Annotated in this window: 13 protein-coding genes; 6 read left to right on the plus strand and 7 right to left on the minus strand. The window is 68.8% G+C overall.

What is annotated here, in order from left to right; genetic code table 11:
- The 3 genes from EPN51_RS20935 to EPN51_RS20945 form a co-directional block, all read right to left on the minus strand.
- A partial coding sequence (locus EPN51_RS20935; RefSeq protein ID WP_293046399.1) for a beta-ketoacyl synthase N-terminal-like domain-containing protein occupies positions 1 to 822 on the minus strand: 822 nt, incomplete at its 3' end.
- Positions 823 to 993: 171 nt separating this feature from the next.
- Complete coding sequence (locus EPN51_RS20940; RefSeq protein ID WP_293046402.1) at positions 994 to 1446, minus strand: hypothetical protein; 453 nt, start codon at positions 1444 to 1446, stop codon at positions 994 to 996.
- Positions 1443 to 2486 (minus strand): nucleoside hydrolase, encoded by a 1044-nt coding sequence (locus EPN51_RS20945; RefSeq protein ID WP_293046405.1) that lies wholly within the window; start codon positions 2484 to 2486, stop codon positions 1443 to 1445. Before EPN51_RS20945 ends, EPN51_RS20940 begins: the two co-directional genes overlap by 4 nt.
- A gap of 48 nt (positions 2487 to 2534) precedes the next feature.
- On the opposite strand from EPN51_RS20945, the gene cmaA1 reads away from it, so the two are divergent.
- Positions 2535 to 3413, plus strand: coding sequence for a cyclopropane mycolic acid synthase CmaA1 (gene cmaA1 / locus EPN51_RS20950; RefSeq protein WP_293046553.1), 879 nt, complete (start codon positions 2535 to 2537; stop codon positions 3411 to 3413).
- Here the strand turns inward: cmaA1 and EPN51_RS20955 are convergent, their stop codons facing one another.
- The 3 genes from EPN51_RS20955 to EPN51_RS20965 form a co-directional block, all read right to left on the minus strand.
- A complete protein-coding gene (locus tag EPN51_RS20955) occupies positions 3414 to 5432 on the minus strand; it encodes an SDR family oxidoreductase (RefSeq protein ID WP_293046408.1) in 2019 nt (672 codons plus the stop codon).
- A gap of 66 nt (positions 5433 to 5498) precedes the next feature.
- Positions 5499 to 6212 (minus strand): histidine phosphatase family protein, encoded by a 714-nt coding sequence (locus EPN51_RS20960; RefSeq protein WP_293046411.1) that lies wholly within the window; start codon positions 6210 to 6212, stop codon positions 5499 to 5501.
- 54 nt (positions 6213 to 6266) lie between these two features.
- Positions 6267 to 7442: an FAD-dependent oxidoreductase gene (locus tag EPN51_RS20965; RefSeq protein ID WP_293046414.1), complete on the minus strand. Its 1176-nt coding sequence runs from the start codon at positions 7440 to 7442 to the stop codon at positions 6267 to 6269.
- 145 nt (positions 7443 to 7587) lie between these two features.
- On the opposite strand from EPN51_RS20965, the gene EPN51_RS20970 reads away from it, so the two are divergent.
- Positions 7588 to 8463 carry a MaoC family dehydratase gene (locus tag EPN51_RS20970; protein WP_293046416.1) on the plus strand — a complete coding sequence of 292 codons (876 nt, stop codon included), beginning with the start codon at positions 7588 to 7590 and terminating at the stop codon, positions 8461 to 8463.
- Here EPN51_RS20970 and otsB read toward each other — a convergent pair.
- Positions 8460 to 9611: a trehalose-phosphatase gene (gene otsB / locus EPN51_RS20975; RefSeq protein ID WP_293046419.1), complete on the minus strand. Its 1152-nt coding sequence runs from the start codon at positions 9609 to 9611 to the stop codon at positions 8460 to 8462. The two genes, EPN51_RS20970 and otsB, sit on opposite strands and share 4 nt — an antisense overlap.
- A 115-nt stretch (positions 9612 to 9726) precedes the next feature.
- Here otsB and EPN51_RS20980 point away from each other — a divergent pair, with 115 nt between their 5' ends.
- The 4 genes from EPN51_RS20980 (at position 9727) to EPN51_RS20995 (ending at position 14900) form a co-directional block, all read left to right on the plus strand.
- Positions 9727 to 9960, plus strand: a complete 234-nt coding sequence (locus tag EPN51_RS20980) for an AbrB/MazE/SpoVT family DNA-binding domain-containing protein (protein ID WP_293046420.1) — start codon at positions 9727 to 9729, stop codon at positions 9958 to 9960.
- Positions 9944 to 10375: a type II toxin-antitoxin system VapC family toxin gene (locus tag EPN51_RS20985; RefSeq protein ID WP_293046423.1), complete on the plus strand. Its 432-nt coding sequence runs from the start codon at positions 9944 to 9946 to the stop codon at positions 10373 to 10375. Before EPN51_RS20980 ends, EPN51_RS20985 begins: the two co-directional genes overlap by 17 nt.
- A 31-nt stretch (positions 10376 to 10406) precedes the next feature.
- The gene (locus tag EPN51_RS20990) at positions 10407 to 13685 is read left to right on the plus strand and encodes an error-prone DNA polymerase (protein WP_293046426.1); all 3279 of its coding nucleotides are present in this window, start codon (positions 10407 to 10409) and stop codon (positions 13683 to 13685) included.
- A gap of 75 nt (positions 13686 to 13760) precedes the next feature.
- Positions 13761 to 14900: a TIGR03857 family LLM class F420-dependent oxidoreductase gene (locus tag EPN51_RS20995; protein WP_293046428.1), complete on the plus strand. Its 1140-nt coding sequence runs from the start codon at positions 13761 to 13763 to the stop codon at positions 14898 to 14900.
- Positions 14901 to 14916: the final 16 nt, after the last annotated feature.

Below are 14916 nucleotides of genomic sequence, written 5' to 3' on the forward strand. Positions count from 1 at the left end.
GCCGTCGGAGGTGATGCTGGCGCCCATGATGCGGGCCAAGATGTTGGCCCCGCGGGCCTTGGCGTGTTCCTCGGTTTCGATCACCATCAGCGCGCCGGCCTCGCCGAACACGAAGCCGGTGCGGTCGCGGTCGAACGGGCGACACGCCCCGGCCGGGTCGTCGTTCTTGGTGGACATCACGATCCGCATCTTGGCGAACGCCGCGATCGCGACCGCCTCGATCCTGACCTCGACGCCGCCGCAGATCGCGATGTCGGCCTCGCCGAAGACGATGTTGCGCCACGCCTGGGCGATGCCCTCCGAACCGGACGCACACGCCGACACGGGGGTGATCACCCCGGCCCTGGCGTGGCGTTCCAGACCCACCGCCGCCGCGGCGCCGTTGGGCATGTACTTCTGCACCGCCAGCGGGGAGACCGCCTTCATGCCACGCGCGCGCAGATCGTCGTAGCTGAACACGATCTGCTCCGCCGACCCCAGGCCGGTGCCGATGGACACCATCAGCCGGTTGCTGTCGACCTCGGGTGAGCCGGCGTTCTCCCACGCCCGCCGGCTCAAGATGGTCGACATCATTTGCAGGTAACCCATCCGGTGGCGTTCGGCGCGGGTCAGTCCGCCGTCGAATTCCTCCAACAGATGACCGCCGATGCGCACCGGCAGGTCAAACTCCTCGATGAACGAATCCTCGAGTTTGCGGATACCACTTTGGCTGTCCTGCAACAGCTTCCAGGTGGTCTCGGCGTCAGTCGCCAGTGCGGTCGTCATGGCGACGCCAGTGACCACCACGTTTGGCAGCGTTTTCCCGGTAACCAGCTCCGCCATGACTCCCGAAACCTTTCATTTGATGAGAGTTGCTAACGATTGACGCCGAGCCCCACTCACCCCACCAAATCATGTCAACACCATCCATCATTGTCGCCGACGTCAAGCGCCGCGGCGCCACCAGACACGGCGAGGGCCGATATTGACCCGATCGAATCGGGCGGCTCGCGGCTACGTGGCGCGTACCGCCTGCGCTTTCGCCATCAGCGCGCGGCCACCGGGCAAGGGCCGCAGGACGGCGCGGGCCAGCCGGTCACGGCCGCGGATGCCTTCGGTCCTGGCCCGGCCGGCGCGCAGGTGGCGCCAGCCCAGGCCGGCCCACGACGCCGCGACCAGGGCGTCGGTCACCCCGCCACGGGCCCGGCGCCGGTCGACGACGGCCAGGCCGAGCGCGGTCACCGAGTGCACCGTGTCGACCCAGACCCCGGCCGCCAGCACCTCCGGACCGGGGTCGACACCCGATAACAGCGCCTGGACCAGATGGCGTGCGCCCAGGATCCGGGTGACGACGATCGCCCTGCGATCGACCCGTATCCCGTGAATGTGGCCCAGCACCTCGGCGGGGGCGGCCAGTAGCACGCCGCCCCATCCCGCGCGGATCAGCTCGATGGCACGAATCTTCATGGCGTACCGGCTAACCGGCGCGCAAAGGGGCCCACCCGTTCGATGAACCGATCGAAGAAGGCCGCCGCGTTCCCATTCTTGAGGTCAATCCCGATCAGCGCGTTGGGTTCTCGACGACCCGACCAGTCGGTCACCGTCATGGCGCGGGTCAGGGTCCCGGTCAGCTCGATGTCCACCGTCGCCAAACGGGTCGTCACGAGCTCGGGATCCAGCGCGACGGCGGCGGCCAGCGGATCGTGCATATGTGCCTGATACCCGTGGCCGAGTTCGTGATAGGCCTCCAGGTAGAACCGCGTCGCGTCCTCGATCACCCGGATCAGCGGGTTGGACGCGCTCGACCGGGTTCCGCGTTCGTCGTGCTCGCTCAGCTGCGTCGTCGTCGACTCCGCGGCGGCCGCCAGCCGCGCCAGGTGCTCCGGCGTCATCGCGACCCTGCGGGTCAAGTCCAGGCCGCACAGGATCGGAAGCCGCTGCTGCTCAATGGCTTCATGACCCCAGCCCGCCAGCACCTCGGCCGCGGCCTCGGGGTCCACGCTGATGTTCCATTCCGCCACCGCGGTGGTGTTGCCCCGGTGGTCGTAGCTACCGCCCATGATCACCAGCCGGCGCAGCAGCGTCGGCAGTGTCGGCTCGGCGCGCAGCGCCAGCGCCAGATTGGTCAGCGGGCCGGTCGCCACGCCGATGAGCTCGCCGGGGTGGGCGCGCGCCGCCCGCACCCAGGCGCTGGCCGAGTCGTAGTCGGTGAGCCGGCGCCCGCCCGGCGGCAGGTCGGCGTAGCCCAATCCTCTGGGGCCGTGGACCTTTGACGGCAGACGCATCGGTCCGGTCAGGGTCTGGTCGGAACCCTGGGAAACCGGTATGCCGTCGACACCGCACAGCCGCAGCAGGCCCAGATTGTTTTCGCAAACCTGCTGTACGCAGACGTTTCCGCCGGTCGAGGCGATGCCGACCACCTCGGCGTCCGGGCTGGCGAACAGGTACATCAGCGCCAGCGCGTCATCCACGCCGGTATCGACGTCGACGAAAACGGGAACGTTCACTGTGTACACAGTAGCCAAATCGGCGGTTAGGCTGACATCATGCCCACGATGTCGGAGCCCCCCGAGGGGTCGGAGCTAACGCCGCACTTCGACGATGTGCAGGCCCACTACGACTTGTCGGACGACTTCTTCCGGCTATTCCTCGACCCGACCCAGACGTACAGCTGCGCCTACTTCGAGCGTGACGACATGACGCTGGAAGAGGCGCAGATCGCCAAGATCGATCTCGCCCTCGGCAAACTTGGGCTGCAACCGGGCATGACGTTGCTCGACGTCGGCTGCGGGTGGGGCGCCACCATGATGCGCGCGATGGAACGCTACGACGTCAATGTCGTCGGCCTCACCCTGAGCCGCAACCAGGCCGACCACGTCGAGCGGTTGATCGCGCGATCGGCCAGCCCCCGTTCCGCGCGGATCCTGCTGCAGGGCTGGGAGCAGTTCGACGAGCCCGTCGACCGGATCGTCAGCATCGGCGCCTTCGAGCACTTCGGGCACGAGCGCTACGACGCGTTCTTCACCCTCGCGCATAGCGTGCTGCCCGATGACGGGATCATGCTGCTGCACACCATCACCGGGCTGCACCCGACGGAGATGGCCGAGCGCGGCATGCCCTTATCGTTTCTGTTCGCCCGATTCGTCAAATTCATTGTGACCGAGATCTTCCCGGGCGGGCGGCTGCCGTCGATACCGATGGTGCAGGAGCGCGCGACCGCGAACGGTTTCACCGTGAGCCGCGTGCAGTCGCTGCAGCCGCACTACGCGAAGACGCTCGACATCTGGGCCGCCGCGCTGCAGGCCCACAAGGACGAGGCCATCGCGGTGCAGTCCGAGGAAGTCTACGAGCGGTACATGAAATACCTGACCGGCTGCGCTGAGATGTTCCGCATCGGATACATCGACGTCAATCAGTTCACGCTGCAGAAATGACTACCAGTGCACGCCGGGCACCAGGCGGACCAGCCGCTTGACTCCCCGGGGCGTGCGGATGCCGCCGGTGACGGCGCGGACGGGCCGGTTGGGCTTGCGGCGTGCGGCCCGTTGCGCGGGCGCCGGATTCGCGGCCTGGCCGCGTGCCGCGGCCGAGTCGGGATAGCCGAGATAGAGCTGGTGCAGGATTCGCCGAGAAGTCCTGGGGGCGAAGTAATTTCCGGCTTCGGCGAGCGTGCCCAGCGGGGTGTCGATGCGCGCCGGCTTTTCCACCAGCCCGCGCACCACCATCGCCGCCGCGCGCTCGGGGCTGATCGCCGGCACCGGGTTGAGCCGGTGCGACGGCACGATCATGGGGGTGCGCACCAGCGGCATGTGGATGTTGGTGAAGGTGATGTGGTCGGACAGCACCTCGGACCCGACCACGTCGGAGAACGCGTCCAGCGCGGCCTTGGTCGGTAGGTAGGAGCTGTATTTGGGGTTGCGTGCCTGCACGCCGGCGCTCGACACGTTGACGACGTGACCGAATCGCCGCTCGCGCCAATGGGGTAGCAGCGCCAGCACCATCCGCACCGCGCCGAAGTAGTTGACCGCCATCACCCGTTCGTAATCGTGCAGCCGGTCGGTGGAGTTGACGACCGAGCGGCGGATGGAACGGCCGGCGTTGTTCACCAGGTAATCGACATGCTCGAAGCGTCCCAGGATGTCCTTGACGGTGTGTTCCACCGATGCGGAATCGGTGATATCGCAGGTAAAGGCATGGGCGACACCACCATTGGCGCGGATCTCGGCGACCAGCTGGTCCAGCGCCGCGCCGTTTCGGGCCAGCGCGAACACGGTGGCACCGCGCTCGGCGATCGCGATGGCCGATGCCCGGCCGATGCCGCTGGATGCGCCGGTGATAATGACGTGCCGGCCCTGCAACGGTCCTTGCGGATCGTCGCGGCGGGCGCGATCCGGATCGAGGTGCTCCGCCCAGTACCGCCAGAGCCGGGGCGCGTAGGAGGAGAACTCCGGAACACGTATTCCGTTGCCCCCCAAGATGTTTCGGGTTTTCTCGCTGACGAAGGTGGGGGCCAGATCGACGAGGTCGAGCGCTTGCGCGGGAATGCCCAGCTGGGTGGCCGCCATGTTGCGCACCACCCTGGCCCGTCCGCGCACCTTGAGCACCGGGGCGGCCACCGAGCGGGGCAGCGACCCGCGCAGCGGCGGCAGCCCGGCCGCCTTGGCCACACCGCGGTAGATGCCCCGCAGGCCGACGGTCTTTTCGGCGGTAAGGTGGAACGCCCGCCCGTCGCAGCCCTCGGCATGCAGCAGGGCGACCAGCGCGTCGACGACGTAGTCGACCGGGACGATGTTGGTGCGGCCGGTGTCGGGCAGCAGGATCGGGGTCAGCTTGGGCAGCACCGCCAACTTGGCCAGCACGCCGAAGAAGTAGTACGGCCCGTCCACCTTGTCCATCTCGCCGGTGCGTGAATCGCCCACGACCACCGCCGGGCGGTAGATGCGATAACGCAGCCCGGGCGCCGAGCGCACCAGCAGTTCGGCTTCGAACTTGGTCTGGTGATAGGGCGTCGGCAGTTGCTGGCCGACGTCGAAATCGTCCTCGGTGTACTCGCCGCGGAAGTCACCCGCCACGGCGATCGACGACACGTGGTGCATCGTCGCGTCCAGCCGCTGCGCCAGGCCGATCACCGCGCGGGTGCCTTCGACGTTGGTGGCGCTTTGCTCGGCCTCGCCGGCGGTGATGTCGTAGATCGCCGCGCAGTGCACCACATGGTCGACCTCGCCCAGCTCGGCGAGGACCTCGTCGGTCAGGTCCAGCTCCGGCAGCTCGGCGACCAGCGGTTTTACCCGCTCACCCCATTGATCACCCCACGCGGCCGCGAGCCGTTCGAAGCGGCCCAGCGACCGCCGTCGGACCAGCACCCACACCTGCGCATCGGGCCGGGTTTCCAGAAGACGGGACACGACGCGGCGACCGATAAACCCGGTACCGCCGGTAACGACATACCGCATGAAGACATGGTGGCGGCTGGCAGCCGCGCGCGTCAACTGCCGATCTTCACAGGGGGCTTGGTCCGGCTAGTTGTGGAAGTCGCGGATGCCGTCCCAATCGACCAGCGTCCAGCCGGTCATCGGGTTACCGGTGATCACCACGCGGCCGGTGGTCGGTAGCGGGTGGGTGTTCATCAGGCTGTCCTTGCCGTTGCGGGCGTTCATCAGCGTCCACACCATGATCGAGTTCCGGTGCGAGAACACCACCGGGTTGCGGTGGCCGCTGTTGTAGATCTTGTTGACGGCCGCGGTGAACTGGTCGTTGAACTCTTTGCCGCTGATCGAGCCGGGGATGCTGTTCGACACATCGCCCTTGATCCAGTCCGCCGGTGCCAGCAGGTACGTCGAGGACGCCATCGACTCGGGCTTGCCGTTGTACCAGCCGGCGTTGATCTCCTGGATGCCGGGCAGAACCTCGGTTTGCTTGCCGAGTTCGGCGGCCAGCGGGGCGGCGGTTTGCTGCGCCCTGGTCATGGTGGAGGCGTAGACGCTGTCGTAGTCCTTGCGGCCGAGTTGGTGCGCGACCTGTTCGGCCTGCCCCTTGCCCTCCGGCGTCAGACCCGGGCCCGGCACGTCGGTGTCGATGGTGCCGCTGGCGTTGGATTCCGACTGGGCGTGCCGGACGAACGTCACCGTGATGGACCGCGCCTGCGGTGAGCCGCCGCAGCCGGCGACGATCACCGTTGCGGTGAGAGCCGCGACCGCGGCTGAGGCCTTCCGGATCATGCTGCGCTTGGGCATGGGAGATAGCCTGCCCTGCCGACGGCTTCGGTGGGAAGGGTTTGCGATGGTTTGTTACCGCGCGGCCTCGGGGAGATCGGCGGACCGCGTGATGATCGAGCTCGCGCTCAGGGCGCTGTTGATCGACACCTCGGCCAACAGCCCGGGCGCGGCGACCATGTCGCCCACCAGATAGCGATCGTCGCCCTGGTCGATCGACGGTCGGTCCCGCCAGCTCTGACCGGGGAGTTCAAGCGCGCCGGTGCGGAAGTTGGCCGACTGGTCGCGTCGCCACGTGACACGATCCCGCCACTGAGGGAAGGCGAGGTCGAACAGCCGCTCCAGCCGGGCCAGGCCGGCGGCCTTGGATTCGCCTGCAAGCAAAGGGATCTCACCCTGGATCAGCGAATGGCCCGGCGGCGCCAGGGATTTGTCCTGGCTGGTGAAGCGCTCGGCGAAACCGCCCTGATCAAGGTCGAACACCGCGAATGCGTCGCGGCGATGTCGCTCTATCCCGATATCAAGCAGGGCGGCGCGGCCGCTTTCCCAGCGCAGCGAGTCATCACCCAACAGGCCTCGCGCGGCCTCCAGCGAGGTCGCGACGACCGCCGGCCCCGTCTCGGGTAGTGACGCGACCCGGGAATCGGTGTGGATATCGACTCCCAGCGATCGGGCGTAGCGCTCCATTCGGGAAATCACCGCGGCCCAACCGCCGCTCGGATATCGGGTGACCGGCGGATAGCGCGGCGTCGTCACCCGCAGGAATCGCTCGAACACGAATCGGGCCGACAACCGGCCCGGATCGGCCTCGTAGATCGCCGGACCCACTATGCCTGCGGCGGCATCGCATGCGGCTGTGCCGAACTTTTCGGTCGCCCATTCGCGAAAGCTGCGGTCGACCGGGGCCCGGTGGCGGCGACCGAAGCACGCCATCGCCGTAAAGCTGGCCGGTGGGATGCGTCGCAGCCGCCCCGCATGGCGGAATCGCACCCGCGCCAGCTGCGCCACGCCGAGCCGCTCCGCCGGAGTGACCAGTTTCCGCGCGGCCAACCACCGCCAGGGCACGCCTTCATAGAACGCGTGCGTGCCGTCATTGGCGATGTAGGGCGCCGCTGTGGAGCGGGCCCGGCCGCCAAGTGTCGAATGTGCTTCGTACAGAGTGGTATTCGTACCCCGCTCTGCGCACGCGATGGCGACCGTCAGACCGGCAAGGCCGCCGCCGATGACCGTCACGTTTCTCGTCGGAGCCATCGATCACCTCATGCCGGACGCGGGCCAAGCTACTACGGACAGTAGTATGGCGGACCCCGGATGTGAAGGGCGGGCCTTGGTCATGCCGTCGTTGTGGCGGATGCCAGAGTGGACCGAGGATCCCTACAAACGATCAGGAGACCCCATGGCGATTGACCCGAGCGCCGTCGGCGCGGTGACCGAACCCATGCCCTTCGAATGGACCGACCGGGACACGCTGCTCTACGCGCTCGGTGTCGGCGCCGGTCTCGACGACCTGGCATTCACCACCGAGAACAGCCACGACATCGACCAGCAGGTGCTCCCCACGTACGCGGTGATCTGCTGCCCGGCGTTCGGCGCGGCGGGCCTGGTCGGAAAGTTCAACTGGGCCATGCTGTTACACGGATCGCAGAGCATCCGGCTGCATGCGCCGCTGCCGCCCGCGGGAAAGCTTTCGGTGGTTTCCGAGGTCGCCGACATCCAGGACAAGGGCGAGGGCAAGAACGCGATCCTCGTGTTGCGCGGCCGGGGCACCGACCCGCAATCAGGGCAGCTGATCGCCGAGACGCTCACCACGCTGGTCATCCGCGGCGAGGGCGGCTTCGGGGGGATGCCGGGTCAGCGGCCGGTCGCGCCCGAATTCCCGGACCGCGAGCCCGACGCGCGGATCGCGCTGCCCACCCGCGAAGACCAGGCGCTGATCTACCGGCTCTCCGGTGACCGCAACCCGCTGCACAGCGACCCCTGGTTCGCCCGGGAAATGGCCGGGTTCCCCAAGCCGATCCTGCACGGGTTGTGCACCTACGGGGTGTCCGGGCGCGCACTGGTGTCCGAGCTCGGCGGGGGCGTCGCGGCCAACATCACCTCGATCGCCTCGCGATTCACCTCGCCGGTGTTTCCCGGCGAGACACTGACCACGCTGATCTGGCGGACCGGGCCGGGCAAGGCCGTGTTCCGCACCGAGGCTTCCGCGCCGGAGGGCGCCGACGGGGCAGAGGCCCGGGTGGTGCTCGACGACGGCGTGGTGGAATACGCCTAACGTTCGAGGCCGTGGAGCTGGTCCGCCAGCCGGTCGGTGAATTCGGCGGCCCGCGCTGGGCTGTCCAGGGCGAACAGCGCGGCGGTGGCGCGGTCGCCATCGTCGTTGTGCCGCACCAGGATCGGCACACCGACGATATCGCTCGCGCGGACCGCGTCGAACGCGTCTTCGTCGGTGATGTCATCGCCGAGGTAGACCGGCGTCAGTGAACCCGACCCGGCCCCGTGCAGGTGATCGATCACCCAGCGCAGCGTTTTACCCTTGTCCCAGTCCAGGTCCGGTCGCAGCTCGATGACCTCGCGTCCGGTGGTCACCCGGAGGGCGTCGCGGCGGCCCGCCGCGCGCACCGCGGCCAGCACCTCACCGACGCGTTCGCGTTCGGCGTTGCGGTAATGCACGGCAACGCCGAATCGCTTGTGCTCCACCACAACTCCGAGAATCGCACCGAGCTGGCCGCGCAGCTGGCCGGCCGCCTGCTCCAGCACCGGGATGGCCGCGGCCGCGGGGTCGTTCTGGTGGTGTGTCCCGTCGGGTGCGGTGAGCTCGAAACCGTGGCTGCCCGCGTACCAGATGCCCGGTACGCCAAGGCGGTTCGTCACGTCTGCGAGATCGCGGCCGGACAGCACCGCGACTGGACAGCGTGCGGCCAACTTTCCCAGCGCCTCGGTGGCCCCGGCGACGGGCCGGGCGGCGTCCGGGTCGTCGACGATGTCGGACAGCGTGCCGTCGAAGTCGAAGAACACGGCCGGTCGCCGGTGGGCCAGGCCGTCGGCCAGGGCCTGCATCGCATCGGGCAGCTGCGACATCCGGCGGTCGCCGGTGCGCACGCCGATCTCGCGCAGGTCGGTGACCACCGCGTCGGCCCCGGCGTCACGCAACGCGTCGGGGCGCCCGGAGGGGTCGACGCCGATCACCCAGGCGAATCCCGCGGCGCGGGCGGTCTCGACGCCCGCGGCGTCCCCGGCGACCACGACGCCACGGCCCGGGCGCACGTTCAGGCGGTCGGCCGCCCGCGCCGGGCCGTCCGCCGAAACGACGGCGGTGCGCACGCCGATCTCGTGCAGCTGCGCGGCCAGGGCGGAGCCGAGCGCGATCTCGGCCCCGAACAGCACCGCGTCATGGCGTCGCGGGTCGATGATGACCGTCATGGTCACGACATTAGGTGGTCTGCTGTGCCCCACCGCGTCGGCAATGCGGCGATTGCAGGGGTGACGCCGGAATCCGTGCAACATTGCTTTCCCAGTTTAGTGGTAAAGTAATGGGATGCGTATTACCATCGACAAGGTGGGGCGGTTGGTCATCCCCAAATCGCTGCGCGAGCAGGCGGGCATCGCTGCGGGCGAGGTCGAGATATCCCTCGATGGGGCGGCCATCCGCATCGAGAGCGTGGCGGCCGACGATCTCGTCGAGGAGGACGGGCTTCTCCTGCTGCCCAGCGGCGGCCCGGAGCTGGACGCCGACGCGGTGAGGGAGCTGCGGCTTGCCGACCAGCGCTGAACATGTGCTGGTCGACACCAGTGCGGCCCTTGCGCTGGCGCAGCGTGAGAACCCATTTCACCGTGCCGCCAGGGCCAGGCTGCTCGGCTGCCGGCGGGGGATGTCCGGGCATGCGGCCGTGGAGCTGATGTCGGTGTTGACACGACTGCCACCGCCACACCGCCTCAGTCCAGCTGCGGCGTTCCGGCTGGGTGAGGTCAATTTCCCGGAGTCATGCTTCTTGTCCGCGGCGGCCACCGAAGGCCTGCTGCGGGAGTTTGCCCAAGCGGGTTTGGCGGGTGGCGCGCTGTACGACGGCCTCGTCGGCGCCGCCGCCCGCAACCACAAGCTCCCGCTCATCACGTGCGACCGACGAGCCGTGCCGACGTATCGGCTCCTCGGCGTCGACCACGAGCTGCTGTCATCGTCGTCTTAGTATCGAACACCAGTTCGATACACTCGGATGGGTGGGCTGGTTCAACGGGCCGCCGAGCTGGGCGGAAATGGAGCGGGTGCTCGACAGCAAGCCGCGCCATGCCGGCGGACCGGCGGAATCGGAACAGGACGGGCCCCTGTCGCGCAAGCGCGCGACGTACCAGCCGCCGGGTGGCGGCCGGGCGTCCCGCTCGTCCGTCGCCTATGCCGAACTGCATGCGCATTCGGCGTTCAGCTTCTTGGACGGGGCGAGCACGCCCGAGGAGCTGGTCGAGGAGGCGGCCCGGCTGGACCTGCGCTCCCTGGCGCTCACCGACCACGACGGCTTGTACGGGGCGGTGCGGTTCGCCGAGGCCGCCGCCGAGCTCGACATGCGTACCGTGTTCGGCGCCGAACTGTCGCTGGGCGGTGCGGCCCGCACCGAGCGCCCCGATCCGGCCGGGCCGCACCTGCTGGTGCTGGCCCGCGGCCCCGAGGGTTACCGGCGGCTGTCGCGGCAACTGGCCGCGGCGCATCTGGCCGGCGGCGAGAAGGGCAAGCCCCGTTACGATTTCGACGCGCTGACCGAGGCCGCCGCCGGTGGGCACTGGCACATCTTGACCGGATGCCGCAAAGGCCATGTGCGCCAAGCGCTTTCCGGCGGTGGGCCGGACGCGGCGGAGCGGGCGCTGGCCGACCTGGTGGACCGGTTCGGCGCCGCGCGGGTCAGCATCGAGTTGACCCACCACGGTCAGCCCCTCGACGACGAACGCAACGCGGTGCTGGCCGCGCTGGCCCCGCGCTTCGGTGTCCGAGTCGTCGCCACCACCGGGGCGCATTTCGCGGGGCCGTCGCGGCGCCGGCTGGCCATGGCGATGGGCGCCATCCGGGCCCGGCAGTCCCTGGACTGCGCCGCCGGGTGGCTGGCCCCGCTGGGTGGTTCGCACCTGCGCTCCGGTGAGGAGATGGCCCGGCTGTTCGGGCAGCGGCCCGACGCGGTGACGGCGGCCGCCGAGCTGGGCGAGCAGTGCGCGTTCGGGCTGGCGCTCATCGCGCCCCAGCTGCCCCCGTTCGACGTGCCCGACGGGCACACCGAGGACAGCTGGCTGCGGCAGTTGACGATGGCCGGGGCGCGCGACCGCTACGGGCCGAGCGCACCGCGCGCGTACTCCCAGATCGAGCGCGAGCTGAAAGTCATTGCCCAGCTGCGGTTTCCGGGCTACTTCCTGGTGGTGCACGATATCGCCCGGTTCTGCCGGGACAACAACATCCTGTGTCAGGGCAGGGGATCGGCGGCAAACTCCGCGGTCTGCTACGCCCTCGGCGTCACCGCCGTCGACCCGGTGGCCAACGAGCTGCTGTTCGAGCGCTTCCTGTCGCCGGCCCGCGACGGGCCGCCCGACATCGACATGGACATCGAGTCCGACCAGCGCGAAAAAGTCATCCAGTACGTCTATGACAAATACGGCCGTGACTACGCCGCCCAGGTCGCCAACGTCATCACCTACCGCGGAAAGATCGCGGTGCGCGACATGGCCCGCGCCCTGGGCTTCTCGCAGGGTCAGCAGGACGCCTGGAGCAAGCAGATCAGCCACTGGGGCGGCGCAGCGGATTCACCGGACATCGACGGCATTCCCGAGCAGGTGATCGACCTGGCGAACCAGATCCGGAACCTGCCGCGGCACATGGGTATTCACTCCGGTGGCATGGTGATCTGCGACCGCCCGATCGCCGACGTGTGCCCGGTGGAGTGGGCGCGGATGGAGAATCGCAGCGTCCTGCAGTGGGACAAAGACGACTGTGCGGCAATCGGTTTGGTGAAGTTCGACCTGCTCGGGCTGGGCATGCTTTCGGCGCTGCACTACGCCATCGACCTGCTGGCCGAGCACAAGGACATCGAGGTGGACCTGGCCCGCCTCGACCTCTCCGAGCCGGCGGTGTACGGGATGCTGGCCCGTGCCGATTCCGTCGGCGTGTTCCAGGTGGAGTCGCGCGCGCAGATGGCCACCCTGCCGCGGCTGAAGCCGCGGGTGTTCTACGACCTGGTGGTGGAGGTCGCGCTGATCCGTCCCGGGCCCATCCAGGGTGGGTCGGTGCACCCCTACATCCGGCGGCGCAACGGCCTGGATCCGGTGGTCTACGACCACCCGTCCATGGAATCGGCGCTGCGAAAGACGCTGGGGGTGCCGCTCTTTCAGGAACAGCTGATGCAGCTCGCGGTCGACTGCGCCGGCTTTTCCGCTGCCGAGGCCGACCAGTTGCGCCGTGCCATGGGATCCAAGCGTTCCACCGAACGGATGCGACGGCTGCGTGGCCGGTTCTACGACGGGATGCGTGCGCTGCACGGCGCCCCCGACGAGGTGATCGACCGCACCTACGAAAAGCTGGAGGCGTTTGCCAATTTCGGTTTCCCGGAAAGCCACGCACTGAGCTTCGCGTCGCTGGTGTTCTACTCGTCGTGGTTCAAGCTGCACCACCCGGCGGCGTTCTGCGCCGCACTGCTGCGCGCCCAGCCGATGGGTTTCTACTCGCCACAGTCGCTGGTGGCCGACGCGCGCCGGCATGGCGTGACGGTGCACGGCCCGGACGTCAACGCCAGCCTGGCGCACGCCACGCTCGAGAACGCCGGGATGGAGGTACGGCTGGGTCTGGGGGCCGTCCGCCACATCGGCGACGACCTTGCCGAGACGCTGGTCGAAGAACGAAAAGCCAACGGCCCGTTCACCTCCCTGCTGGACCTGACCACCCGGATGCAGCTCTCCGTGCCGCAGACCGAGGCGCTGGCCACCGCCGGTGCTTTTGCCTGCTTTTCCATGTCCCGGCGCGAGGGGCTGTGGGCGGCCGGCGCGGCGGCCACCCAGCGGCCGGGCCGACTGCCCGGGGTGGGCTCGTCCTCGCACATCCCGGCGCTGCCCGGGATGAGTGAGCTGGAACTGGCCGCCGCCGACGTGTGGGCCACCGGCGTCTCCCCGGACAGTTACCCGACGCAGTTCCTGCGGGAAGACCTGGACGCCATGGGGGTGGTGCCCGCCGAGAAGCTGGGATCGGTGACCGACGGCGACCGCGTGCTGATCGCCGGCGCGGTGACCCACCGGCAGCGCCCCGGGACGGCCCAGGGGGTGACATTCCTCAACCTGGAGGACGAGACCGGGATGGTCAACGTGCTCTGCGCGCCGGGGGTGTGGGCGCGGCATCGCAAGCTGGCGAATTCGGCGCCGGCGCTGCTGGTGCGCGGGCAGGTCCAAAACGCCAGCGGCGCGATCACCGTCGTCGCCGAAAGGTTGGGCCGCATCACCCTGGCGGTCGGCTCGCGCTCGCGCGACTTCCGGTGACGATCGATCGGAACGCGTTACGAGAAAGTTCCGAAAGTGTTCTGACAGAGCTCGGAAATGTGTATTCTTCTCCGCGTGAATGCGGTCGAAGACCTCAGCGCGTACGCGATCTCGGGGGCCGTGAAAGCGTCGCCCCCCGCCGGGCGCCGGTTCCCATCGGAGTGCCGCACGCCGGCCGAGGGCATCGCGGACGGCATCGAGGCGGAGCGCCTGGGCTTCTCCCGCGTCTGGGTCTCCGAGCGGTACGACATCAAGCACGCCGACGTCGTGCTCTCGGGCATCGCCGCCCGGACCGAGCGGATCCGGCTTGCGACCGGGACCATCGATCCGCAGACACGCCAGATCTGGAACACCGCCGCCTTCGGCGCGACGATGCACGCCTGCTATGGACCGCGCCTCGACCTGTGCCTCGGGCTCGGCGACGACGCAATATTTCGCCACATGGGGCTGCGCAAGGCCAGCTACCGCGAAATCATTGAATACGTAAGCCTTTATCGGCGGCTGTGGGCCGGCGAGACGGTCTCCTACGACGGTCAATCGGGCGTGTTCGCCGACTTCTCGATGTCGGAGACCTTCGATGGCGAACCGCCGCGGCTGTGGCTGGGTTCGTTCGCGAACCCCCAGGGCGCGGAGACGATCGCGGCCGCCTTCGATGGCGTGATCCTGCCGCCGATCTTCACTCCCGGGGCGACCCGCGCCGCCGTCGGCCGGATCCGCGACGCGTGCGCGCGGATCGGCCGCGACCCCGGCGAGGTCCGGATCGTGCAGTCGGTGGTCACCGCGCCGGATCTATCGGAGGAAGAGGCGCGGCAGCTCGCGCACGGGCGGACCGTCTCGTACTTCGTCTACCCCGGCTACGGGGAGAACCTCGCCCGCGTCAACGGCTGGGACGAAGACGTCGTGCTCGCGGTCCGTCGCCACCCTATGTTCACCGGCGTCGGCAAGGTGCCCGACATGGTTTTTCATCGTCACGAAATGCTGGCCCCCGCGGAGCTCATCCCCGACGAATGGATGCTCGACTCGTGCGCCATCGGAACCGCCGAGGAGTGCGCGACGAACTTGCGACGATTCATCGACGCCGGGGCGGATGAGGTCGCGACCTACGGGTCGACCCCCGGTCAGAACGCGGGCCTGATCGACGCCTGGCGACTCGCGAAGCGAGAAACAGCCCGAGAAACAGCCCGAGAAACAGCCCGAGAAACAGCCGATGCCTAGAACTGTCGTTCGTCGC

Origin of the sequence: Mycobacterium sp. (genome assembly GCF_004298145.1) — a bacterium.
Classification (GTDB): domain Bacteria; phylum Actinomycetota; class Actinomycetes; order Mycobacteriales; family Mycobacteriaceae; genus Mycobacterium.